The organism is Gardnerella sp. c23Ub_4 (assembly GCF_055804115.1).
In genome coordinates, this window is record NZ_JANUYO010000001.1 from 846,888 (window position 1) to 871,418 (window position 24,531).

Annotated in this window: 19 protein-coding genes and 1 pseudogene; 14 read left to right on the plus strand and 6 right to left on the minus strand. The window is 39.0% G+C overall.

Annotated elements, in window-relative coordinates:
* Window positions 1-163: 163 nt before the first annotated feature.
* The 3 genes from NYP67_RS03345 (at window position 164) to NYP67_RS03355 (ending at window position 2,762) form a co-directional block, all read left to right on the plus strand.
* Window positions 164-1,150 carry a DUF3137 domain-containing protein gene (locus tag NYP67_RS03345; protein ID WP_180963216.1) on the plus strand — a complete coding sequence of 329 codons (987 nt, stop codon included), beginning with the start codon at window positions 164-166 and terminating at the stop codon, window positions 1,148-1,150.
* A gap of 107 nt (window positions 1,151-1,257) precedes the next feature.
* Window positions 1,258-1,812, plus strand: a complete 555-nt coding sequence (locus NYP67_RS03350; RefSeq protein WP_060785529.1) for a LemA family protein — start codon at window positions 1,258-1,260, stop codon at window positions 1,810-1,812.
* A gap of 140 nt (window positions 1,813-1,952) precedes the next feature.
* Window positions 1,953-2,762: a nucleoside phosphorylase gene (locus NYP67_RS03355; RefSeq protein ID WP_004130177.1), complete on the plus strand. Its 810-nt coding sequence runs from the start codon at window positions 1,953-1,955 to the stop codon at window positions 2,760-2,762.
* Between the two features lie 157 nt (window positions 2,763-2,919).
* Here the strand turns inward: NYP67_RS03355 and NYP67_RS03360 are convergent, their stop codons facing one another.
* Both NYP67_RS03360 and NYP67_RS03365 read right to left on the minus strand, forming a co-directional pair.
* Window positions 2,920-4,251 (minus strand): Na+/H+ antiporter family protein, encoded by a 1,332-nt coding sequence (locus tag NYP67_RS03360; protein WP_016636140.1) that lies wholly within the window; start codon window positions 4,249-4,251, stop codon window positions 2,920-2,922.
* A 369-nt stretch (window positions 4,252-4,620) separates the two neighbouring features.
* The gene (locus tag NYP67_RS03365) at window positions 4,621-6,423 is read right to left on the minus strand and encodes an ABC transporter ATP-binding protein (protein WP_004130173.1); all 1,803 of its coding nucleotides are present in this window, start codon (window positions 6,421-6,423) and stop codon (window positions 4,621-4,623) included.
* 695 nt (window positions 6,424-7,118) lie between these two features.
* On the opposite strand from NYP67_RS03365, the gene NYP67_RS03370 reads away from it, so the two are divergent.
* From NYP67_RS03370 to NYP67_RS03380, 3 genes are all read left to right on the plus strand, one after another.
* Window positions 7,119-7,886, plus strand: a complete 768-nt coding sequence (locus NYP67_RS03370; protein ID WP_032819532.1) for an ATP-binding cassette domain-containing protein — start codon at window positions 7,119-7,121, stop codon at window positions 7,884-7,886.
* Window positions 7,876-9,954, plus strand: coding sequence for a YhgE/Pip domain-containing protein (locus NYP67_RS03375; protein WP_004130169.1), 2,079 nt, complete (start codon window positions 7,876-7,878; stop codon window positions 9,952-9,954). The genes NYP67_RS03370 and NYP67_RS03375 overlap by 11 nt, the downstream gene beginning before the upstream one ends.
* A gap of 300 nt (window positions 9,955-10,254) precedes the next feature.
* Entirely contained in the window at window positions 10,255-10,908 is a 654-nt protein-coding gene (locus NYP67_RS03380) for a TenA family protein (protein ID WP_020758031.1), read from the plus strand.
* A gap of 162 nt (window positions 10,909-11,070) precedes the next feature.
* Here the strand turns inward: NYP67_RS03380 and NYP67_RS03385 are convergent, their stop codons facing one another.
* The gene (locus tag NYP67_RS03385) at window positions 11,071-12,204 is read right to left on the minus strand and encodes a 4-hydroxybutyrate dehydrogenase (protein ID WP_004132241.1); all 1,134 of its coding nucleotides are present in this window, start codon (window positions 12,202-12,204) and stop codon (window positions 11,071-11,073) included.
* 208 nt (window positions 12,205-12,412) lie between these two features.
* A complete protein-coding gene (nox, locus tag NYP67_RS03390) occupies window positions 12,413-13,753 on the minus strand; it encodes a H2O-forming NADH oxidase (protein ID WP_473411176.1) in 1,341 nt (446 codons plus the stop codon).
* Window positions 13,754-14,113: 360 nt separating this feature from the next.
* On the opposite strand from nox, the gene NYP67_RS03395 reads away from it, so the two are divergent.
* Complete coding sequence (locus NYP67_RS03395; RefSeq protein WP_115761821.1) at window positions 14,114-14,722, plus strand: pyroglutamyl-peptidase I; 609 nt, start codon at window positions 14,114-14,116, stop codon at window positions 14,720-14,722.
* 93 nt (window positions 14,723-14,815) lie between these two features.
* On the opposite strand, the gene NYP67_RS03400 is transcribed toward NYP67_RS03395, so the two are convergent.
* Window positions 14,816-15,886: a metal ABC transporter solute-binding protein, Zn/Mn family gene (locus NYP67_RS03400; RefSeq protein ID WP_415695141.1), complete on the minus strand. Its 1,071-nt coding sequence runs from the start codon at window positions 15,884-15,886 to the stop codon at window positions 14,816-14,818.
* 299 nt (window positions 15,887-16,185) lie between these two features.
* Between NYP67_RS03400 and NYP67_RS03405 the strand changes: the two genes are divergently transcribed.
* The 3 genes from NYP67_RS03405 (at window position 16,186) to NYP67_RS03415 (ending at window position 19,340) form a co-directional block, all read left to right on the plus strand.
* On the plus strand, window positions 16,186-17,070 hold the full coding sequence (locus tag NYP67_RS03405; RefSeq protein WP_004130520.1) for a bifunctional methylenetetrahydrofolate dehydrogenase/methenyltetrahydrofolate cyclohydrolase: 885 nt from the start codon (window positions 16,186-16,188) through the stop codon (window positions 17,068-17,070).
* A gap of 163 nt (window positions 17,071-17,233) precedes the next feature.
* Entirely contained in the window at window positions 17,234-18,739 is a 1,506-nt protein-coding gene (gene rpsA, locus NYP67_RS03410; RefSeq protein ID WP_004130522.1) for a 30S ribosomal protein S1, read from the plus strand.
* A gap of 271 nt (window positions 18,740-19,010) precedes the next feature.
* Entirely contained in the window at window positions 19,011-19,340 is a 330-nt protein-coding gene (locus NYP67_RS03415; protein ID WP_004130524.1) for a TM2 domain-containing protein, read from the plus strand.
* A 142-nt stretch (window positions 19,341-19,482) separates the two neighbouring features.
* Here the strand turns inward: NYP67_RS03415 and NYP67_RS03420 are convergent, their stop codons facing one another.
* Window positions 19,483-21,690, minus strand: coding sequence for a sialidase family protein (locus tag NYP67_RS03420; protein ID WP_473411221.1), 2,208 nt, complete (start codon window positions 21,688-21,690; stop codon window positions 19,483-19,485).
* 529 nt (window positions 21,691-22,219) lie between these two features.
* Between NYP67_RS03420 and NYP67_RS03425 the strand changes: the two genes are divergently transcribed.
* From NYP67_RS03425 to coaE, 4 genes and pseudogenes are all read left to right on the plus strand, one after another.
* On the plus strand, window positions 22,220-22,744 hold the full coding sequence (locus NYP67_RS03425; protein ID WP_004132908.1) for a GNAT family N-acetyltransferase: 525 nt from the start codon (window positions 22,220-22,222) through the stop codon (window positions 22,742-22,744).
* A 55-nt stretch (window positions 22,745-22,799) separates the two neighbouring features.
* Window positions 22,800-22,916: pseudogene (locus NYP67_RS03430) on the plus strand (dephospho-CoA kinase); the annotation flags it as partial.
* Window positions 22,917-23,149: 233 nt separating this feature from the next.
* Complete coding sequence (locus NYP67_RS03435) at window positions 23,150-23,698, plus strand: TM2 domain-containing protein (protein ID WP_004130533.1); 549 nt, start codon at window positions 23,150-23,152, stop codon at window positions 23,696-23,698.
* 69 nt (window positions 23,699-23,767) lie between these two features.
* Window positions 23,768-24,451 (plus strand): dephospho-CoA kinase, encoded by a 684-nt coding sequence (coaE, locus tag NYP67_RS03440; protein WP_473411177.1) that lies wholly within the window; start codon window positions 23,768-23,770, stop codon window positions 24,449-24,451.
* Window positions 24,452-24,531: the final 80 nt, after the last annotated feature.

Consider the following 24,531-nt stretch of genomic DNA (forward strand, 5'->3'; position numbering starts at 1 on the left):
TGGTTATTATTTCACTATTTCAAATTCAACTATCACAAATCTTACTATTCCAAATAATGGTTATTTATGATAAAAAATATAAGAGCCTTTTATGCCTTTTGCAAAAATGTTGTTATAAAAATATTGTTATAAAAATATTGGCGATTATAAGAGGGAGATGACGATGAATGTAAAGCATAGTAGCGTGTTTACAGATTCCGAAGTTTTAGAAAGACTTAATAAATTAGAAAAATCTCCCCAAATGCAAGGGAAATTAAATGAGTTAAAAGAAGGCGTAAAAAACAACGCTTTTGACCCAATGCGTTTGATTCCATTAATACCAGTAGTCCTGATTATTGGTGCTGTTGGCAATTATCTGCCTTCACTTGATTACTCTACTTATAAATATCCTTTACTCATAATAGTTGCCTTTGTTGTTTGCTTTGCTGGCAAGTTTTTTGTAACAAATAAGGTTGATGTAAGCTCGCTATACGCGGATAATGTTTTAACGCCGATTTTGAATGCGATTCTGCCTGGAACTGTATTAGAAAATTCCGAAGGAATTGACAATAGCATTTTTAATAATCTTCTGCCAATATCTAGTAGGTATTATTCAAACAAACACATAATTTTTGGCGATGAATCTAAAACTGAATTTTCAAATATGCAAGCAATGCACTTTTCTAGAACTGAAAGTGGAAAAACTGTCAAAAAAACTGATTTTATTGGTCAAGTCTTATTAATAAACGCAAAAACCAATATAAATGGTCATATTAGAATTGTTCCCGTTACTGGAAAGACCTTTATGGGGCAAAAACTAAATGGATACTATGGCAAAAAAACAAAAGGGGAGAGTGAAGTTCAAACAGAATCCATTGAGTTTAACAACTCGTATTCAATCTTTTCTACAGACGATTTTTATACAAAGCTTGTGTTGGATCCAAGTTTTATAGAAGTATTGAATAATTTGCAAAAACGAATGAGAGTTTGCATATATATAGATAGCGAGCATATTATTGCATCTTTTGACTCTGGTCGGTATATATTAGGAAATCCTGGAAAATCTGGAATAGAAAACCTATCTTTAACAAGAGAATATGCAAGATTTAGGGATGTTTTGGCTGAGTATTATGAAGTAATCAACGTAATTAAAGAAAAATTGCAAAATTAGAAGCTAGAAAATTGCAATACTCGTGAATTGCAAAAGTGGAAAATACTAGCGAATTGTAAAATTATAGACAATTAGGACTAGAAAGAGCTAAAAATAAAGGAGACATTATGGATTATGAGATTATTTTAATAGTCATTGCGGCAGTGCTTGTAGTGGCTATTGGCTGGTTTATTGGCACGTTAAATAGACTAAGAAAATATAAAGTGATTATAGAAGAGTCGCAAAAAAATGTTGACATTGCGCTCGCTAAAAGGTACGACACGATTTGCCAAATGCTTAAAGTTGCGCAATCGTTTGCAAAATACGAAAAAACAACATTAGTTGATTTGGTGAGTTTAAGAGAAGGATTAAACTCTGCGGATTCTAGCGAAGCAATGAAAAATCAGAATCATGCAATAGGGAAGATTTATGCTTTGGCAGAAGCTTACCCAGAATTAAAGTCTTCAGAACAATTTTTGAATTTGCAAGAAGAAGTAAATGACGAAAACGAGCAATTGGCTGCAGCAAAAAGAATAGTAAATAGTAACATCAGTGCGCTTAATCAAAATATTGTTACATTCCCAATTTCGCTTATTGCAAGATTAAGTGGAATAAAGCAGATGGATTTTCTTGATGAAGATGATCTAAGCAATAAGAAGAATATTGATAGCATGTTTAGCTAGATAACATATCTTAAGTGGCCAATCGTTGCAGATTTGTAGCGATTGGCTATTTTTATGATCTTTACGTACTAATGCGTGTGTTTGTATATAGGATTGAGTTGCTTGTAGGATGGAGCTGATTGTATTAAGGAGCTGATTGTATGGCAGAATATGATTTGCCGATTTTAGAGTATGATTCCGATAAAAGCGCAGTTTTAATGCCAAATCACGATAATATTTCCGTCCAGCTTCCATCTAAAGCGGTTTTTGCTTTCTTAGGCGATGAAATCGATCAGTATGCTTTAAGTAGGAAAGCTACGATTGTAGCAAATTTTGAATCTGCAACTAAAGTATATCCGATATATGTTTTGGAAGAAAAAGTAGGAGATACAGTAAGAGAAAATACAAACAGCGAAATAGAAGAAAAAACGCAAAAAATCTGCTTAGTACAGGCTCCAGTTGGCGCTCCTGCCGCTGTTCAGATCTTAGATTGGTTGATTTCTTACGGCGTTAGGGAAGTTATTAGTGCTGGTTCTTGCGGATCGCTAGTTGATTATGCGGAAAACGTTTTTCTGGTTCCGTATAAAGCTTTAAGAGATGAGGGAACTTCTTATCATTATTTGCCTCCAAGTCGTTATGTTGACGTTTCAGAGCGCTCGAGGCATGCTATTTTGCAAACCTTGCAGGCGCATAATTTGCCTTATCATGAAGTTAAAACGTGGACTACGGATGGGTTTTTCCGTGAAACTAAGACGAAAGTTGCTAGTCGTAAGCAGGAGGGCTGCGCGGTTGTGGAGATGGAGTGTTCTGCTTTAGCTGCGTGTGCGCAAATGCGTGAGATTGTTTGGGGTGAGATTCTTTATACTGCAGATACTTTGCATGATGTTGAAAATTACGATGAGCGCAATTGGGGTGGGGATTCTAAAGCGTATGCGCTTGAGCTTTGTATTGAAGCAGTGTTGCGCATTTGATTTTTGTACGCGTTTACAGAGCTAATTAATGGGCTCGACGTGTATCAAACTTTGCCTGTTTTTTACAATTTGGGGTAGTGAAGAAAATAGCCGCAAATGGCAAAAATCTTCACCAGCGTTTATTAGATGTATATTGTTGGTGACTTTCAGCTAAATGCTAAATAAACTGCGATATTACAATGCCTGCAGCCATAAGTGGAATGTTAAAAATAAGGAATGTTGGAACACAAGTATCCCAAATGTGGCTGTGCTGACCATCTGCATTTAAGCCAGAAGTAGGACCAAGCGTTGTATCGGAAGCAGGAGAACCTGCGTCTCCAAGAGCTGCAGCGGAAGACATAAGAAGAATTGTTGCAGGAGTGCTAAAACCAATGCTTTGGCAAAGCGGTACGAACAAAACTGCAAGAATAGGAACCGTGCCAAACGAGGTGCCGATGCCCATAGTAACAAGCAAGCCAATAATCGTAATAACGAATGCAGCGATTAGCTTGTTTTGACCCATAAAAGCAACGCCAAGGTGTACAAGCTCATTAACTCCGCCTGTAGCTTGAATCACGTTAGCGTAGCCTCCAGCAATTAGCATAATAAATGCAATAAGACCCATAAGCTTAACGCCGCCCATAAGCTGCTTGTCGATGTCTTTCCACTTTATTGCGCCAAAAATAATCATGGTTGCAAGACCTGCAAGAGAAGAAAGCGAAAGATCCTTACTAATAACTTGCACTACTACAACAACAATAATCGCAAGAATGGTTACGTAGTGTGCTTTAGTAAGCGGGCCAACAACAGCGTCCGCAGCGCGAGTATCTGCTTCGGTTGTTTTATATTCGCGAGGCTTGCGGTATAGAACAAAAACTGCAAACAGTAAAGCTGCAAGCATTGCAGCACCTAAATACCAATTCACAGCGCTAACGTCTGAAACGCTAACTTTCATGCCGTTTTTAGAAAGATTAGTTGCAATAACTGTTTGGAAAATTAAGCCAAAGCCAAATGGAATAGCAATGTATGGAACTTCTAGGCCGAACGCAGTACAGCAAGCGGCAGCACGGCGATCTAGCTTAAGCTTGTTCATAATGGAAAGAATTGGTGGAATAAGAATAGGAATATAAGCAATATGAACTGGCACAATATTTTGAGACATGCATGCAATAATCGTTAGAACTGCAAGAAGAATAAATTTGTTTGCGCCAATAAGTTTACTGATTTTTTTAGAAATGATTTGAGCTAGACCAGTTGCTGTAATGGCTTCTGCAAAAGTACCAAGAAGAATGTAGGCGAGCGCAGTTTGCGCGTTTGTGGAAAATCCATCGCAAAGCAGCGCCATAATAGTATGGCTTCCATCTCCAAAAAGAGGGAGATGGCCGGCAATGCCGCCTGCAACGCACGCAACAATCATTGCGAGTAAAACATTGAGTTTAGCGAGACTTAACGCGCATAACACTACAACCGATACAATTACTGGGTTGCATAGAATGTTTAAAATTTGCATACTCTTTCACCTCTTTTTAAAGTTATCTTCATTTTGATGTTTGTAATAATATGTTTTTCAATTTTTATAATTTTTAAATTTTAATAATTAAAGACAATATCATAAAGACTTACGTAAAGTTTTATTCGTAAAGTAAAACTTAGATTACGCTTTTATAAATCACTCTTTAAAAGTTAAATACATTAATACATTAATGCAGATTCGTTCACAATAGTTTGTTAGCAATAGCATTTAAGAGTAGGCTCAGCTGTGTTGTTATCTCTAGTACCCAATCACCGCAAAATTGCACCTAATGGTTACTAGCGCTGCTTCAGAATTTATTGCGCTAAATTGTACAGCGCAAGCCAATCCAAAACCAGCGTAACAGTATTACATAGACACAGTGTAAAGCGAGTAGAAGTAAGCCTTCTGATTCATAAGATCCTCAAAGCTTCCGCGCTCAATAAGTTCGCCGCTTTTCATCACAAGAATTTCATCATATTGCTTAAGAGAATTGGCATCCAAGCGGTGAGTTACAACAAGTCGAAGAATTCCTTGTAAATCCAAAATAGACTGCGTTACGTTAACGCTCGTCTCGTTATCTAGCGCGCTCGTTGCCTCGTCAACCAGCAGAATCTCGGACTTTTTAAGCAAGCTTCGCGCAATAGCAATACGCTGCTTTTCGCCGCCTGAAAGATGACTACCGTTCTCGCCACACTGATAATCATTGCCTTTAGCGGCAATCAAATCATCCAAACCAGCCAAGTGAATCACGCGATTCACTTCCGCATCCGGGAACGGCTTGAAAAGCGTAATATTATCTAAAATCGAAGCATCAAACATAAACACAGACTGCTGCATAAGAGTCGTCTTATCATAAAGTGAACTCTTGCTCACATTGCTAAGTTCGTGATTATTCAGCTGCACGCTACCCTTATAATCCTTGTAGTAGCCCATAAGCAGATTAATCAAACTACTCTTACCAGCACCAGAAGGCCCTACTATCGCGTAAGATTTTCCAGCTTGCAAAGTTAGATTTACGTTTTTCAAGACTTTACGATCCGCATCATAAGCGTATGAAACATCTCGCAAAACAACACTTTTAATCGGATCGTCAATAATCTCGCCAGAATCCTCTTTAGCGTTACTCATGTAATCAGCCATCTTACTAATAAGCTTCTTAGCACCCTTCATCTCGCCAAGCATTTGTGGAAGACTTGCAATAGGCTGAAGTACGCCATTCATCAAATTAGTGAAAGCTAAAACCATTCCAGCAGTAATAACACCAACATGAGCGTTAACCATCCAAGCGCCAACAAGCATTACGCCAAGCTGAGTTGCAAGGCTGGAAATTGTGCCAAGAGCAGAAACAGTAGTCATCGTTTTTTCGCGAAGATTCTTTGTATGCTCAAGCTCCATCGACTGATTCTGATAACGGTTAATAACCTCCTGCTCCGCCTTAAAACTCTTAATAACCGAAACTCCGTTCAAAACATCCTTCGTCAGGGCCGTATAAGACTCATTCGATTTAGAAACCTGCTCCTCGCGAGTGGCAATTCCGCTAGCTGTAAGAATCGAGCACGCCATTGGAAGCACAGAAATAATAAGAGCAATAACAGTGAGCAACGGACTATAGTAAATCATAAGAGCTAGCGAGCTTACAAGCATAAGAACGTCTTGAACAAAGTCAAAAATCTTCTTCAAATACTTTTCTTGAATACGCTCACAATCATTAGTGAGCACAGAAAGATATGTTCCAGAATTTGCAAGCGAAAAATCGCTATAACTCTTTTTTAACAGCTTTTTAATAACAGACTCTTTATACTGATTCATTGCTTTTTCAAGAAAGCGAGGATACGCGCTGCGCTTTAACGCGAAAATCAGGGAGATTGCCAGCATAAAGGAAACTACAAGCAGCAAAATAGTAGCTAAAGAAAAAGCTCCTTTACCAGCCATATAATCGAAAATAATTTGCAAAATCCAAGAAATAGCAGTGTAAATCATAGACAAGGCAATAAAAACTATCATCGAAAGAAAAGCTACAAGCTTGTTTTCTTTGAAAAATAGTTTTACGTAATTTTTTACGTCGGGATGTAGTTTGGATGATTGCTGATTCGCAGGCGATTGCTGATTCGACGCAGTATTTTGATTTGCGCGTGAATTCTGATTTGCCGTGTTGTCAGTTTTGCTCATTCTCGCTACCTCTCGCTTCCTTTATATCTATTTTGCTATTTTGCTATTTTTCTCTAATGGTATTTTTGTAGCTAGCATTTTCGCTTCTGTTTTTCTGATTCGCTCGCTACAAAACGTTGAAAGCTACATTATCATACTCATTCTGATTGGTCACAATTATCTACTTGACAACATATGACAACACATATAAATACTTATATAAATACTTAGACAAACTTATAGGTAATGTTCACCAGAAATAATATTAGAAGTCACACGATTAAATCAAAAATGTGAGATTTTGTTATATATAGCGTGTTTTTATGACCAAAACATAGACAAATGAACAAAATGTTCAAAAATAAGTTAGTATTTGTTCACCTTGAAGAGTACAATGAAAGTACTTTCGGGGGATTGACGTCAATAATTGGCCTCTTTATTTATAACCTTTTGTTGCAACATAGCAATATGAGGTAGTCGCCAAAATCATTGTAGGCGATATCAGAATTAAATATTGAGTCTGAAGTTAGGAAAATCAAAAAATCAAAAAATCAAAAAATCAAAAAATCAAAAAATTGAAAAATCAAAAAATTGAAAAATTGAAAAAGTTAGATACAAAGGAGGAATGCATAGCAATTTCGATAGCAACATTAAAAATGTATACCATTTAGAAATGTATACCATCGGTATTTTGCAGCAAACAAATCATGCAAATTATGCAAGAAGAACAAACGCTTATAGAAGCGAAAGAATTAGGTTTACAAATATTTAGAAGAACACCATTTTGGGACGTATCGTTAAAAGTAGAGCCTCATCAAATCGTTGCAATATCAGGCGAACACGGCTCTGGAAAATCAGCTTTGCTGCTTGCATTGTCTGGTTATATGAAATTTACGAACGGAACTCTTACTATTGCGGACGCAACTCTTCCTAACGATTTTAAAGAATCGCGTAAATATGTGGGATTGGGATTATTCAACGGAATTAACGAATTCTACAAAATGCAAACAATAGAAGAAGTTCTTATGAGCGAGCTGAAACTAGCAGCGCGTTCGCCTCTATTTTTGAAGCAATACAAAAATGATGTTAAAAACCGTGAAGCTTTACAGCAGTACGCTTACAACGTGCTAACTCAATGGAAAGTATTTTCTCCTCACAAAACAGCAATAGGAGAGTTGACTCCGTGCGAGCGCATGCGCTTGGCAATTGCGTTGGCTTTGCTAAAAAAGCCGTGGCTGCTATTTGTTGATGGAATTGAGATGGAGCTTACTAGTGAGCAAAGCGAATGCTTACTTGCAGACATTCGCGAATATGTTAGCAAAAACTACTGCTCCTGCCTTGTTGGAGTTTTGCAAAGTGAGTTAGAAAAGCAAGCGGATCAAGTCTTAAGACTTATGCCAAATAATGAGAAAACAGAAAATTCTCATACTGATTCTCAACTTGCTACAAGTGAAGCAAATGGTGGTGAAAACAATGCACGTTAATACTATTGCTCTTGCATTTCGTGAGATTAACAATACGATGAAAGGAAAAGCTAGAAAGCTTGTTATTGGAACCGTAGCTTTGATTCCACTTTTATACGGATCGCTTTACTTGTGGGCGTTTACAAATCCTTACAAAACGCTAGACACCGTTCCAGTCGCTTTTGTTGTGGAAGATGACGGTGCGATGATAAACGGCAAAATGCGCAATGTTGGCGATGAAATCAAGAATCGTTTAAAGAATCAAAAAGATGGAAGTGAAGGATTCCAGTGGAACTTTGTAGATAGCGCTAAAGCAAATAAAGGCCTTAAAAATGGCGATTATTTTATGGTAGCAACTATTCCATCGTCTTTTAGTAAGTGCATTGCTTCTGCGCAATACGATACTCCTACTAAAGCAAAGCTTCACGTAAAATACGATCAAGCAAGCAATATGCTGGCTTCACAAATCGGTAAAACTGCTTTCCGCACTATGAGAAGCGAAATTAGTGAGGCGATTGTTCAAGAATATTGGGAGCATATGTTTGAAAAAGTAAATTCTGCTTCTGATTCTCTTAATTCAGCAGTGAGTGGTTCTGGCGATTTAAGCGCTGGAATGCAATCGCTTAATGGCGGAGTAGATAAGCTTGCTTATGGATCGATTAAGCTTACTCAGTCTTTGCAAAAACTACAAAACGGATTAAGCGAACTTCAAAAGGGAGCGCAATCGCTTAAAAATGCAAATGCGCAAAGCAAAGATGGAGCGCAATTCTTAGCTCAAAAAACTAACGATTTGGCAAATGGCGCAAATCAGCTAAATAGTGGAGCGCAAACGTTATATAACGCTACAGACGAACTATATAATGGTGCTCAAAAGCTTTCAGATTCTAGTGCGCAGCTTGAACAGCATGTTAAGGCTGGAAACGAGGCTACAAAAAATCAGCTTGCTCAATTGCTTGTTGAAGCGCAAAATCCGCTTGTAACAAAAGAGCTTGTGTTAGAAAAATTGCAAGGTCTTGCAGGAGGATTAAGCGAAAATTCTAAGCTCTTAGAGACGAATCTTTCGGCGTTGAGCCAAGGTGCTGGAGCACTTTCTTCTGGTAGCTTGAAGATAAAAGCTGGAGTTGACGCCGTTTCTAAAGGAATATCAAGCGTTCGAGGTGGCTCATCGCAGCTTTCCGCTGGAGCAAATAAGCTGGCGGAAGGTCTTAGCGCTGTAAGCAACGGAAGTGAAAAGCTCAATAATGGTATTAATTCTGCTGCGCTTGGGTCTGCAAAAATAGTTGATGGATCAAGTCAATTGAATTCTGGAGTTCAAAAGCTTTCTGAAAATACTCCAAAGCTTGCTGATGGAGCTAAAAAGTTACATGAAGGTCTTAAAAGCGCACAAAACTCTAGCAAAATCAACAATATTAAGCAAAAAAGTAAGATGATGAGCGCACCAGTTTCCTTGGAGGAGCACGAGTATTCGCACGTTGAAAACTACGGTACCGGTTTTGCACCTTACTTTATTTCTATCGCCCTTTGGGTTGGTGCTCTTATGACAACATTCGTTTTGAGAGTTATGGATAGGCGAGCGATACTAAACGGCATGAATCCGCTTAAAAGCGCGCTTGTTAGCTTGACGCCGTTTGTGATTATGGGCGTAGTGCAAGCGATTATTCTTATGGGCGTTGTTCAAGGAGCGTTGAAGTTCCAAATCGATAATGTTGGTGCATTCTACGCGCTGGGGATTATAGCGTCAATAGTCTTTATGGCAATAATGCAAATGATTATGGTGGTGTTCCGAATGCCAGGGCGAATAGTTGCTATTGTGCTTCTTATGTTGCAAATCACAAGCTCTGCAGGAACGTTCCCAGTACAAATGACGCCATCGTTCTTTAGAGCTGTTCACCCATATTTGCCAATGACGTACTCGATTATGGGGTTGCGTCAAGCAATGTCTGGAAAGAACAGTGGTGAAATAGTCTCTGGCGTTGGAATGCTTGTGCTTTTCGGCGTTATTGCGATTGCTATAACAAGCATTGCCTTCCGCATGAAGCGTACTGTAAAAATGTTTGATTTGCATCCTGTAATTACATTGGATGCATGAGAATACGACAATGAGTAGGGAGTAATTACTGTGATTGCTGAAGTTACTGAAGTTGCCATAATATAAAAATTGCAACCGAGTGCTGCTAAAATTTGTACCCAAGTTAAGTATGACTACTTATGATATTGTTCATACTAGCGTAGTTGTTCAGCTAGGTGTACGCGCAGTGCTCGGTTTTGCATAACTATACGACTATATGTGAATCGTATATGACGTAACTGGTATGGCTAACGCAACTATGCGCAATTATATTAAGCTACCTAAGTGCTTATATGAGTTACAGAGGGAAAGGACGTGTCAATGACTGCACGATTTACCGACGAATTAAAAAATGAGAATATCGAAACATGGGATGCTGCTATTCATCATCGTTTTGTTAACGAGTTAGTTGAGGGCACTATTCCTGATGCTGTATTAGCTGGATATTTAATTCAAGACTACCGATTTTTAGATAGTTTCTTGGCTTTGCTTGGTGCTGCAGTTACGACAGCAGACACACTTGATTCTCGTCTCGTGTTTTCGAAATATATTGGTGAGGTAGCGGGAGATGAGAATACGTATTTTGTGGATGCATTTAACGAATTTAATACTCCTGAATCTTTCCGCAATAAAATTCCAGACACTGAAGCAACTCGCGAATTTAAAAAGATGTTTTTAGACGCGGCTCACAGTGGACATTATGCTGCCGTGCTAGCCGTGTTAAACGTTACGGAATGGATATATCTTACGTGGGCATCAAACGCTGAAGGTAAGCGTCCTGAACGCAAGGTTCATTACCAGTGGATCGACCTGCATGATTATGAAGGATTCCACAAGTTTGTAGGGTTCTTGCGTGATGAGTTGGATCGTATTGGTCCTAAGGATGCTGATATTGCTCGAGAATATTTTGCGCGTGCAGTAAAGCTGGAGCGCATGTTCTTCGATAATTCGTATGAAACTCCTGCGGCAATCTAACGAACAGCATTCTAACGAATGGACGGAAATCTAACGGACGGAAATCTAACGAAGTAAGCAAGCTGTGAGAATAAAAATAGACCCTACAAGATTTGTAGGGTCTACCTTTAAGAAGATGAGAAATTTTCGTTAATAATTGAAAATCTCACTGTTAACTATATATTAGAAAGTAGATGCGTAAACTTCGGCAATGGCATCTTCGCTCATATGCATGTACGAATTCTTCAAAAGTCGCTGCTGCTCTTTAACAACGCTTGAAGCCCAGTCGCGAATCATATCTTCGCTCATGCCATACTCGTGAAGCTTGTGCTTAGTCAAAATTGTGTTAAGAACTTCGTCAAGCTTATCTAATACATCTACCTTTTGGCATTCAAGAATATTTGCCATAAAGTCAAAAAGCTTAGAAAGCTCAGTGTTTTCGGCGCTAGTACTGTTTTCTGCATCATGCTTAGCATAGTAGCGCAAAACGCTTGTAAGAAGAGCAGCATTTGTTTCGCCATGAGCCACGTGGAAAGTGCCGCCAAGTGGATAAGCCATAGCGTGCACGCAACCGCAGCCAGCGTTACCAAAAGCAATGCCAGCGTAAAGACTTGCAGAAACCAAGTCGCTTACAACTTGGCTTTTAGCGCTGCTACCTTCCTTAACAACTCGCATATAGCTTTGCAAAATAAGCCCGCAAGCCTTGTAACTAAACATTTTTGTAAGCTCGGTTGCAATAGGTGAAAGCGCAGACTCAATAGAATGCGTAAGGGCATCAATAGAACTGGTTGCAAAAACGTAATCTGGAAGGCTTTTTAACAATTCTGGAATAAGAACCGCGTCTGTAGCGTAGCAAGCATCGTTTGCTAAACCCTTTTTAGTGTTGCGCTTTGTAAGCGAGAACACGGCAACGTTGGTAACTTCGGAGCCAGTTCCGCAAGTAGTTGGAACAAGAATAAGATCCGCGCCTTTTTGCGCAGGAATCTTGCCGTCAATCAAGTCTTCGAGTGGGCTTGTTTGCTTTAACGCGCAAACTTTAGAAATGTCCAAAACAGTGCCGCCGCCAATGCCAATCACGCGCTTTGGGGTAGTGTGAATATCTCGAACAATTGCATCAACCATTTCGTCGCTTGGCTCGCCCTTGCCGTAGTTTTCCTGGAAAATCACATTGCAATCAAGGTTTAAGCTGCCAAAATAAGGCTCCCAAATGTACTTGTTTGTAATAACCAAATCGTCTTTGCAAAGCTTAAATTCTTGCGCAAAATCGCGCGTATTTTCAAATTTATGAATAGTCGGCTTAATAGAGAGCTGCTTCATCCTAGACTCCTTTGTTTTAATTTGTATGTCTTACGCTAATATGCGCGTTTTGGTTCGCGATTTGTGCGCGGATGATTAAAAAACCAAGCAACTGCTCCATTATAGAACAAATTGCTTGGTTTAATAAACGCGATTTAAGCTAATCATAAGCTAATCAGCAAAAAGCGATTCAGCCTAAGCTAATCAGAAAAGTCTAATCAGATATTAATCAGCCCTTCAACAAAGCCGTGTAAGCTGCCATCGTAATGTAATTGTATGGCTGGTTGAAGTGAGGCATAAAGAAGATATCGCACAAAGCAAGCTCTTTAATCGTGACTTTCTTTTGAATAGCAAGAGAGAACAGGTGGATTGCTGCAGACATATCGTAGTTAGAAGCCAATTGGCATCCAACAATCACCTTAGAATCCTTCTTGTAAACAATGCGAATCTTAACTTTTGGATTCTCAACTTCCATAAACGCAGGCTTTTGTGTATCTTCAAAATCAACGTAGTCAACGTCCATGCCCTCTTTTTGAGCGGCAGTCAAGCTCAAACCAGTGCAAACAAGCTTGTAATCGTAAATCATCATTGCGCTAGAGCCTTGCACGCCCTCAGTTTCTACAGGAGTTCCGCAAACGTTGTGGCCTGCAATCAAGCCGCTTCGAACGGCATTAGTAGCGAGCGCAATGTAGTTTACGCGGCTTCGAGCGTTGTCGTAGATTGTAGCGCAATCGCCAATAGCGTACACGTCTGGGTCGGAAGTTTGCTGCTTCTTGTCAACTAGGAAAGCGCCATTTTCGTATTGCTTCAAATGATCTTTTCCAAGAGCAACATTTGGGTGGAATCCAATAGCGCAAATCACCATGTCGGCTTCGTAAGTGCCCTTGCTTGTTTTAACAGCCTTGACTTCAGTATCTCCAACAATCTCTTCAACAGCTTGGCCAAGCTCAAACTTAATGCCCTTATCTTCCATAATTTTCTTCAAATTATCGGAAAACTCTGGGTCAAAGTAGCCGTTAAGAATATGGTCTTCCATGTCAATAAGAGTCACGTTTTTGTTCAAACGCTTAAACGCTTCCGCAAGTTCCACGCCAATGTAGCCGCCGCCAAGAACAACAACATTATTGAAATCGCGCTCTTGAAGCTTTGCAATAACAGTTTGCGCGTTCTGGAAAAGCTTTACCATTTGCACGTTTTCCAAGTCAATGCCTTTAATGCGTGGCTTGTTTGGAAGGCTGCCAGTAGCGAGAACGAGTTTATCGTAAGAATCGTGAATAACAGTGCCGTCTTTAAGCTCTACAGTAACTTCTTTCTTTGCATAATCAATGTCTAGAACTTTGCTTTCCAGATTTACTTTTGCGCCTTTTTTGACGAAATCTTCTGGCTTCTGGTAGAACAGACCATCGCTGCTTTGAATTTGCTTGCCAATCCACAAAGCCATACCGCAGCCAAGGAAGGAAATGTTGCTATTTTGATCGTAGATTGTAAGATCGTTTCCTGGGTAGCTCAAAATGGTGTTAGCACAGGCAGTGCCAGCATGATTTGCGCCAATTTGAATAATCTTGGTCATCGGTAATCTCTTTTCGTCATTGATTTTTTATTTATGTGTATTTATATGGTTTATTTATATTGTTTTATATGCGCGCTGTTAACAACATTGTTCGTTAAGCACGCGCCAATAGACAATCATATTACACTAAGACGAGTCTTGCTAATCGTGAGTCTAGGTGTGTTGTTTTGCGATTATTGTATAAGTTGTAATTACCATTTAAACTTTGCTATGAAAGTGAAATAAGTAATAGAATCATGAATGTTCTATACAAGTGCATTCGTGTATATACGTGTATACAGTTTTTGCAATGTATTTTGATAAAGTTTGATAAAGTTTGATAAAGCTTGATAAGTAAGAGTTGTATGAGGGGGTATTTTAATGCGTATTTTGATTACTGGTTTTACGCCGTTTGATAATGAGTCTATAAATCCTTCGTGGGAGATTGCGCAATCAGTGCATGCGCCTGAAGGTGTGGAACTTGTTCGTTTGCAGATTCCTACGGAATTTAACAAGGGTGCGCAAAAAGTTATTGAGAAAATAGAGGAAGTTCACCCTAATGCTGTGCTTTCGCTAGGGCAATTTGGCGGTTCTGCTTGTTTTAACGTTGAATATGTTGGCATTAACTGTAGAGCTGCGCGCATACCAGATAATAGTGGATATAAGCCTTGGTATGAGTCTGTTGTGCAGGATGGTGATGTGGCTTATAAAGCGACTTTGCCAGTTGTGAACATAGTTGACGCTTTAAATAAAGCGAAATTGCCTGCGGCTGTGTCTTTTTCTGCGGGTGCATACGTATGCAATGACGTGCTTTACAGTGTTTGTAATTATTGCCAGACTAAAAAATTGCCAATTAAGAGCGGTTTTATTCACGTTCCGTATTTGCCTGAGCAGGTTCTCAATAAGCCGAGCACGAGTTCTATGAGTTTAGCTGATATGCTTCGAGGCATTGAAATTGCACTGCGAGTGATTGCAGATGATTGCAAGTGATTGCAGATAAATCGCCAGCAAATCGTTAATTTGTAAGTAATTGCTAATAAATAGTATGAAGTATTTATTGTCTATACTTGCTCAAGCACGTGCCTATTTACCAGGATCTTGCTGGCCCTCGTTAGACCTGTTTGGATCTGGCTGAGAAACAGTAGGCTTTTCGGTAATAGGCTTCTTTTGATCAGCTTCTTGCTTTGCTAAATCTTTGCGCATATCGGTCGTAGTTTTGCTTGCGTTATCAATGTCTTCGCAAATCTTCATAACCCATTTTCTTAAATCTGTTGCATACGTTGGCATAAGCTCATTAACCCACATTACAGATGTGTAGCTTCTGCCAGCAGTTCCCGTCAAAATGCTAATATCGTCGCCTTTACGTTGACTATTGCTTATAAGTACGTCGAATTTTCGTTCTTCAATAAGCTTTTGGAATTCATCTATATTAGCCTTGTCTACTTCGTCGCCTTGCGCTACTTGCTTAGCGTATGCCTTAGGCGCAGAATCGCTGATTCCCATATCGGACATAAGCCAGAAAAGAACAGGATTTATTGAAGCGTACTTAAACTTTTTGTGACTTTTAGCGAAGTTTGAAAGATATTCATCAAGCTTATTTTCTTGCGATTTAACTGCGTCAAGTCTTTTAGCAAAAACCTTCTTTTTTGAAGGAAGGACTTTAGAAAAAGCGTTGCAAATGCTAGAAGCCATCTCGTTTCTAGCATCTTTTGAGAACCAAAGATAAGGGTTATCGCCATTTAGCGCGCCGACTGTAGAAGCTGCGTTTACAATCTCGCTGCTTTTAGACGTATGCTTTGCAACCCAACTATCGTAGCCAGCGCCATTTGACACAACAACTTGCGCAGAATACAGCTTTTGCAAATCTTTACTAGACGGCTTAAAAGTAGACATATCGGTATCTGGATTGCTGATTATAGATTGCACTTCAACATCGTTTCCGCCGATTTCTCTAGCCAAACTTGCCCAAGATTCAAGAGTGGAAACAACCTTAATTTGCTTAACCTCTTTTTTGGGTTGCGTTGGAGTTTTAGAAGATTGCGAGCTTTCACCGCACCCAGCTATGCCAAGCAACATTGATGGAACAATTATGCACGCTAAAACAGCTTTGCATATTTTCTTTGCGCGAGTTAAATGAAAAATATTTTCGCACATCTTTGCGCCCCTTCCGTCAGTGTTATTAGCATTAGCACTTGTTAAAACTCGTTCTAGTTTGCTGCAAGGCTTGTCTGTTGCAAGGCTTGTTTTTCAAAGGCTCGCAGTAGCTTGCTTATGCAATATAAATACCATTCTATTATAATATTCAGTTATTAGCAGTTGTGTCGCGATGCTTTGTATCGCGCACTTCGATACCTCACGATATCCTATCCATACGAATATCCTACGCGTACGAATTGTGTTAGATGATTTGTAAGTTGAACATAAGAATTAACATACGAGTTGGGAAGTGAATCATGGTTGTTGTATTAGATGGAAAAGCGCTAGCTGCAAGTATTAAAAGCGACTTAAAAAATAGAGTAGAAAAGCTTAAAGAAAAAGGCATTAATCCAGGGCTTGGAACGCTTTTAGTTGGAAGCGACCCTGGTTCGTTGAAGTATGTTGCCGGAAAACACAAGGATTGCGAAGAAGTGGGGATTCGCTCAATCCGCTGCGATTTGCCAGAAGACGCTAGCGAAGACGAAATTCTTAAAGCCGTAAATCAGCTTAATAATGACCCTTCTTGCACAGGTTTTATTGTGCAATTGCCTTTGCCAAAGGGAGTTGATTCCCAAAAAATTATTGAGGCAGTAGACCCTGCAAAAGATTGCGATGGAATGCATCCATATAATTTGGGCGAGCTGGTTATGCATATTTCGGGAGATATTGTTACGACTCTTCCATGCACGCCGCGAGGAATTTTGGCGCTTTTAGATGCTTATAACATTGATCTTGAAGGCAAAAATGTGTGCGTACTTGGACGAGGAATCACGGTTGGCCGAACAATCGGGCTCCTTCTTACGCGCAGGGGAGTAGACGCAACTGTAACATTGTGCCACACTCGCACTCGTGATTTGCACGATATTATGATGCGCTCCGACGTTATTATTGCAGCAATGGGCAGCGCGGGATTTGTAAAGCCGTGTGATGTTAAGCCTGGAGCCGTGTTGGTTGACGTTGGTGTTTCGCGCGTTTTTGATGAAGAAGTGGGAAGGTATCGCGTAAAAGGCGATGTTGATGTTGCTTGTAGAGAAGTCGCGGGAGCGTATTCGCCAAATCCTGGTGGAGTTGGACCAATGACTCGCGCAATGCTATTGGCTAATGTTGTTGACATGGCTGAGCGAGCAGCGAGTGGCAAGTAAGTGTTAAGTAGCAAATATCAAGTCGCACGACACGCCCGAAGTAAAACGGCGATTTTGGCTATGCCTATATATAACATTGACAGAGCGCGTGCATAGTGCGCGTGCAAAAGTCATAATTTAATATCGAGTAATATCCACCCCAAGAAGAAACCACTAATAAGTAATGGCAGAGAATAATAACGAAGTCGCCAAGGTTGCGATTAATGATATTGGCACCGAAGAAGACTTCATCAAGGCAGTCGATTCAACCATCAAGAATTTTGATGATGGTGATTTAGTTGAAGGTACCGTCGTAAAGATTGATCACGACGAAGTATTATTGGATATCGGCTACAAAACTGAAGGTGTAATCCCTTCCCGTGAACTTTCCATCAAGAAAGACGTTGATCCAGATGATGTTGTTGAAGTTGGCGACACCATCGAAGCCCTTGTTGTAACTAAGGAAGACAAGGAAGGACGTCTTATTCTCTCCAAGAAGCGTGCACAGTACGAGCGTGCTTGGGGTGATATTGAGAAGATCAAGGATGCAGACGGCATTGTTGAAGGTACCGTTATTGAGGCTGTTAAGGGCGGCTTGATTGTAGACATCGGTTTGCGCGGCTTCTTGCCAGCTTCCCTCGTTGAAATGCGTCGCGTTCGCGATCTTTCCCCATACATTGGTCAGAAGATTAAGGCTAAGATTCTTGAGCTCGATAAGAACCGCAACAATGTTGTGCTTTCTCGTCGTCAGTTCCTCGAGGAAACCCAGTCCGAAGTTCGCGAGACCTTCCTCTCGCAGCTTAAGAAGGGTCAGATTCGCGAAGGCGTTGTGTCTTCTATCGTAAACTTCGGCGCGTTTGTTGACCTCGGCGGTGTTGACGGCCTCATTCACGTTTCCGAGCTTTCCTGGAAGCACATCGATCACCCATCTGAGGTTGTTAAGGTTGGCGATAAGGTTACCGTTGAGGTTCTCGACGTTGATCTCGATCGCGAACGCATCTCCCTCTCCCTTAAGGCAACTCAGGAAGATCCATGGCAGCGCTTCGCTCGCACCCATGTTCCTGGACAGGTTGTTAAGGGCAAGGTTACCAAGATTGTTCAGTTCGGTGTGTTCATCTCCGTTGAAGACGGCATCGAAGGCTTGGTTCACATTTCCGAGCTTGCTAACCGTCATGTAGAGAACCCAGAAACTGTTGTTAAGGGTGGCGAAGAAGTATTCGTTAAGGTTATTGACGTAGACCTCGATCGTCGCAGGATCTCGCTCTCCTTGAAGCAGGCTAACGAGGCTGTTGATCCAAATTCTGAAGATTTCGATCCAGCTCTCTACGGCATGCCAGCTGAGTATGACGAAGAAGGAAACTACAAGTACCCAGAAGGCTTCGATCCAAACACCAACGAGTGGATTGCTGGTTACGAGCAGCAGCGCGAAGAGTGGGAAGCACAGTATGCAGCAGCTCACGAATTGTGGGAGCAGCACAAGGTGTTCGCCGCTAAGGAACTCGCAGCTGCAGCAGAATCCGCAGCCGCTGATGGCCAGAGCGAAGAAGCTGAAGAAAAGAAGCCAGCTAAGGAAGAAAAGAAGGAAGAAGTTGCTTCCAACTATTCTTCTGAGGCTGCTAACGAAGGTGCTTTAGCTGATTCCGATCAGCTCGCAGCTTTGCGCGAACAGCTTTTGAGCGAAAAGAAGTAGTTTCTACTTTCTACTAGAAGCTTGTAAATAAAAACTAAGATGCCCTCGGTGAGTAATCATCGGGGGCATCTTGCGTATTGTTGTTCATAATGTTTTACGAGTATCTTGATTATGTTTGACGTCTATTTTGAGTACATTTGACAAGTATTTTATAACTCAAGTTTTGTAATTAAATATAGGTACAATCAATTTTCTTTTAAGAATCGTGATTATATGATGTAAAACGTCAATCATATTTACTAATCGTATTTACTAAAAGGATGGTGAAAATATGAGCACTTTAGAAAACAATCAGAAAAATCCTCAGTTCCCTTCGTATGATGGTAATAATGAGGAAAACGCTAAAGGAACTTTAGAAAGCTCGCGCAGTAAAATTGTTGCAGGTTTGCTAGCGATTTTCTTAGGATTTTTAGGTATTCACAATTTTTATCTTGGTTTTAAAGGAAAGGCGATTGCGCAGCTGCTTATTTCTGTTCTTTCTTTTGGTTTCCTGTTGATTATTACGGGAATATGGGCATTGGTTGAGGGTATTTTGATTCTTTGCTCAAAGCCTGGAAGTAAGTGGCACAAAGATGCTGATGGTGCTGAGTTAAAAGACTAAAAATAAATATTTAGTATTAAGATTTATAAGTAATTTTACAAATAAAAGATGCGTTTTAGAATTCAATTTCCAAAACGCATCTTTTATTTTTTATGCCTAAAACATTAGAACAAATGAATAATATAGCAAATACACTTATTCTTTAATATTGCATATTTTTTAATTTCATTAATGCTGCAGAGATAGCTATTAATAGAATCATTAAAGCATAAGGAATAGTTGTGTTGATTCCAGTTTTTTGCATCATTCCTCTATTCTTTGCTAAAGCATTGCCAGATTTACTATAATGCTTATCATTATTTTCATTATCAATGCTGCTATTATCCACATTGTAATTATCATGTTTTGCTTTTGAAGAGTAATTATAATTCGTTCTGGAATTGTCTGTATTGGAATAATCCTTTCTGTAATTTTGAGAATATTCTTTATCTGTGCTAAATGTACTGCTGTTCTGTTTATTGTTATTCTTATTTGGAATTATATTTGGACTAATATTCTTATTTATCTCCTTTTCAGATTGTGTTGTTTCAGAATCTTTGCTGATTTGTATATCAGTATGTGATTGATCGTTAGATAGAGGATCTGTTTGAGTACTAGAATTTTTAGTTTCACTTACAACATTTAAGGTTATAGTCGTTTCAAATGATAATTCTGTGTTTGAACGATCTTGATTTTTATTTGCAGACGCAATACGAATTTTTGCAGTAAGTTTATCTCCAACTTTTGCTGTTTTAGGCACTTCAATTTTCAAAGGAATGTATGTAGTTTTATTCGCTTCGATTGTTACAGAATCGCTTGATGCAGTAAAATCACTTGTGTTTATAGATGTAACTTTAATATTTTCATATTTAGTACTCGTAGGATTTACCACAGGAAGACTTATCTCTTTGGTGGATAGATTGATTTTAGTTGTGGAACCTAAGGTTATGTTAGGACGTATACTTAACCAGTCAGCAGAAATTCTCGTATACATTATGTCATTATTATCGCCCTCATATAGAAGACCATAACCGCCTCCTGCTTTTTGGCTTAAAGCTTGAATAGTGGAGTAAGCCATTGCACCATTCTTGAATCCCTTTTCTTCTGTCCAACTTTCTCCATCATTATATGAGACACGTATCAAACCATTTGCTCTTCCAGAACCAGAAGAAGATGAATATAAGAGGATTTTAGCTGCATCAGATCCAATTGGAGCATCTGGGAATGCTCTTGTTATTTGAGCGTTATTACCTGGATCTGGCAGTGTCTCATCTTTGTATGCTTTACCATACGTTTCTCCGCCATCATTAGAAAAAGCAATGATTCTATGATTATTTGCACCACCTTCATGCGGTCTAGAGTTTAACATAATTCTTCCATCAGAAAGCTCTACAACCTTATTTTCATCCATATGGCTTTGTTCTTTACCTAGTCCAACTGGATTTCCAGCTTTCCAAGTTACTCCATGGTCATCAGAGTATACAGATACGGCTTGCCACTTCTCATTGTTTCTTTGCACACTTCCATTGGAACTGTTTACTATTGCGTATTGTTGTATTAAACGACCTTTATATTTTCCGTATTTTAGTTGAATGCCATGTCCAGAAGTAGCAAATCTAGCTCGTTCATTTTTTGGATATTTAGTTATGTCTTTAGTTATAACTTTTGGTTCGCTCCAAGTTAAACCGTTATCTTTTGAGCAAGTAACAGCAGCATCTAAAATATGTCTATCACTTTGATTAGTGCTAGCTGTAGAATCCCATACTCCACCATCGTATGATTTGACGAAGAATAAGAAAATATTGCCTGTTTCTTGGTCTACAACATATGAAGGGTCAGAGAATCCATATTTATTTGGGTTTTCTTTTCCTTTTGCTACGATTTGTATTTTTTCAAAAGTTTTTCCACCATCTTTAGATATTCTTTGAACAATAGAATTTGGATTAGGAGCATCATATGCACTATTTGGTCGATAATCCCAAGCTGTAAGAATCCAACCATTGTTAGCTTCAGCTATTGCAGGTATTCTATAATAAGGTTTTCCAGTTAGTCCTTCTACAGTTTGACCTATTGTTGCTAATCTAACGGGATCTCCGTCTTTTCTAGGCCTTGGAACTGGATTAATATTTGTAACTTTGTCTCCAATTAATTTTGGAGTAGATATAACTTCATTACCATTTGCATCTTTGCTAATTTTCCAATCGGTTGATGGAGTGAAACCTTTTTCTTTAATATCAGAATCCTCTGTTATATGGAATCCTTGCGTGCATGATACAGTTTTTCCTGGTTGTAGATTTCTCCACCTACAGTTACCGTTATTCCCTTCAACAGCCACAGCAGTGAGATTACTGTTAGTTGGCCAAACAGTCACATTGTGATTAGTATTATTTGTGTAAGTCAGCTTATATCTTAGCGTATCCCCAACTCGAACATCATTTTTTAAATCATCCGTACGTGTAATCGTAAATGTTACTGGTTCAGTTTGTTCATGGGGGGGGGTAGTTGCTGATGCTACACCTATGCTAAGTGACACAATTGTTGCAGATGTAAGAATTGCTGAGAAAATATTTTTGCAAACTTTATGCGCTGTTCCAATCATTATATTCCTTTCTTCATTGAAGGCGTATAAGTAATTACCTATAAATTACATCTTTGTCTTTATAGTTTGCGAGAACAATTACCTCGTATCTGTAGATTCTAAATCATTCATATGACATGTGACGTATGTTGAATTTTATGATAAAAAGAAGAAATTATATTGATTAAGTGAATATAAGAGAAAATATTTCGAAAATAATAATTAGTACTTATATAACGATGGTTATGTAAAATCAAATATGCATATGTCGATTAAATATGTTGTGTTGTAATATGGATAGTAGCTTGTATAAAGGATTTTTATGAAGAATATTGAAATTAAAAAATTAGATTATTTAGAAGCCAAAGATAATATGAATATAATTTTAGATTTATATCTAAAAGCATTCCCTAAAGAACTGGATCGTATAGATAATGTTCGTGAGCGCATATTAGATAGTTTGAAGGATAACAATAGTGCGCTTTTACTTGTTGCTACAATGAATAATCGTATTATCGGTGTTTTATATGGCATAGAATTATTACAAGATAATTGGTATGCGAATCAAATTAAGCCATTTTTATCAGAAAATTATGATTGGTACAATCAAAGCTTAGAGCTAAATGAGTTGTTTGTAGATCCTGAGTTTCAGCATATAGGCGTTGGCAGTGCGCTTATGAAGAAAGTCGAAAATCTTAAATTATATAAAACAATAATTTTATCTACAGAAAAAGATAATAATGTTGTTGCTTTAGATTTTTATAATAAGCTTGGATACAGTTTATTAACCGATAATTGGAAATCTTATTACGGGTCTATTTACTGCGTGCTATATAAGAAGTTTTAGTGGGGTCAATTAAAACTTACGTTATTGTGAGAAATGTATCGTTTATAATCGAAATATGACAATGATGCGGATTGCGGTAACGGGCGGAATCGCGGCTGGAAAATCTACAGTAGTAAACCATTTGCGTTCGCTTGGCGTGTTTGTTATAGATTACGATGTTTTAGCGCGTAAATGAGGCTTCTAACGAAGGTGCTTTAGCTGATTCCGATCAGCTCGCAGCTTTGCGCGAACAGCTTTTGAGCGAAAAGAAGTAGTTTTCTACTAAAAGCTTATAAACAAGATGCCCTCGGTGAGTAATCATCGGGGCATCTTTTAATATCTTTAGTAATAACGCTTTGATTTATTAATTTTTTATTATATAGTTTTTAAGAAAATAAATTTCTTACGAGAGAAAGTGTAATTATTGTGAGTGATTTGGATAATCAAACTGGAGATTACTCAGGCTCTGACAATCAGACTCAGTACGGACAGCCACAGTACAATGATCAGTCTCAGCAGTACAACCAGGCTCAGCCACAATATAACGACCAATCCCAGTATGGTGCTCAGCCTCAGTACAATGCTCAGCCACAGTATGGTCAGCCTCAGTATGGCCAGAATTCGTATTCTCAGCCTCAGTATGGTCAGTACTCTCAGTCTGCTCCTCAGTACAATCAAGCGTCTTCCTACTCTAACTATGGGTCTAATAATTATTCATCAAACACATACAGAAGCTCTCGTAACAAGATTGCTGCAGGCCTGTTAGCGATTTTCTTGGGCGCTTTGGGTGTGCACAATTTCTATCTTGGTTTTAAAGGCAAGGCTATTGCCCAGCTTCTTATTTCTATTCTTTCTTTCGGCTTGCTGGCTTTTGTTTCTGGAATTTGGGCATTTATTGAAGGAATTTGCATTCTTTGCTCTCAGCCTGGTTCTAAGTGGCATAAGGATGCCGATGGTGCTGAACTTCAAGACTAATTTTACAATTACTATTTAGCATATAATGCCCCGGTAATTAGTTACTGGGGCATTAATTATAATCAAAATATGACAATGATGCGTATTGCTGTAACGGGCGGAATTGCGGCTGGAAAATCTACAGTAGTAAACCATTTGCGTTCGCTTGGCGCGTTTGTTATAGATTACGACGTTTTAGCGCGTAAAGTAGTGGAACCAGGAAGCGTAGTCTTGCGGAAAATCGTAGGCATTTTTGGGGAAGATGCCGTTTTGAATGATGGCTCTTTGAATCGCGAGTTTATTGCGGAGCATATTTTTGGTGATGATGTAAATCATAAGCAAGCGTTAAGCAGGATTGAATCGCTTATTCATCCTGCTATTTATGATTTAGCGAAGACTTTAGAAAGCGAATATAGAAACGAATATAGAAACGAGTGTGATAGGAAAATTTCTAAAGAAGATTGCTGTGAGCGCGCATCTTTAAGCTCTGTAATTGTGCACGATATTCCGCTGCTTGCGCAAGTAATTGACAGTATTCCATTTAGTTTTGACTATATTATTACAGTTGAAGCGCCTAAAGATGTTCGCATTGCGCGAATGATAATCGAGCGCAAAATGAGCCAGAATCAGGCGCAGCAGCGCATAAATAATCAAGTTGAAGAGATTGTGCGAAGGAAAATCGCGGATTTTGTGGTTGATTCTACAAAACCTATGGAAGTTATGCTTAAAAGCGTTGATTCAAAAATTAAAACGTGGATGGGTGAGGAGCATTAGAGACCCAAAGGAAAAGTCGCCAGCAACCGCGCGATTGTTGGGTTTTAGTAAAATAAATAAAATGCTCTTGGAGAAAAGTA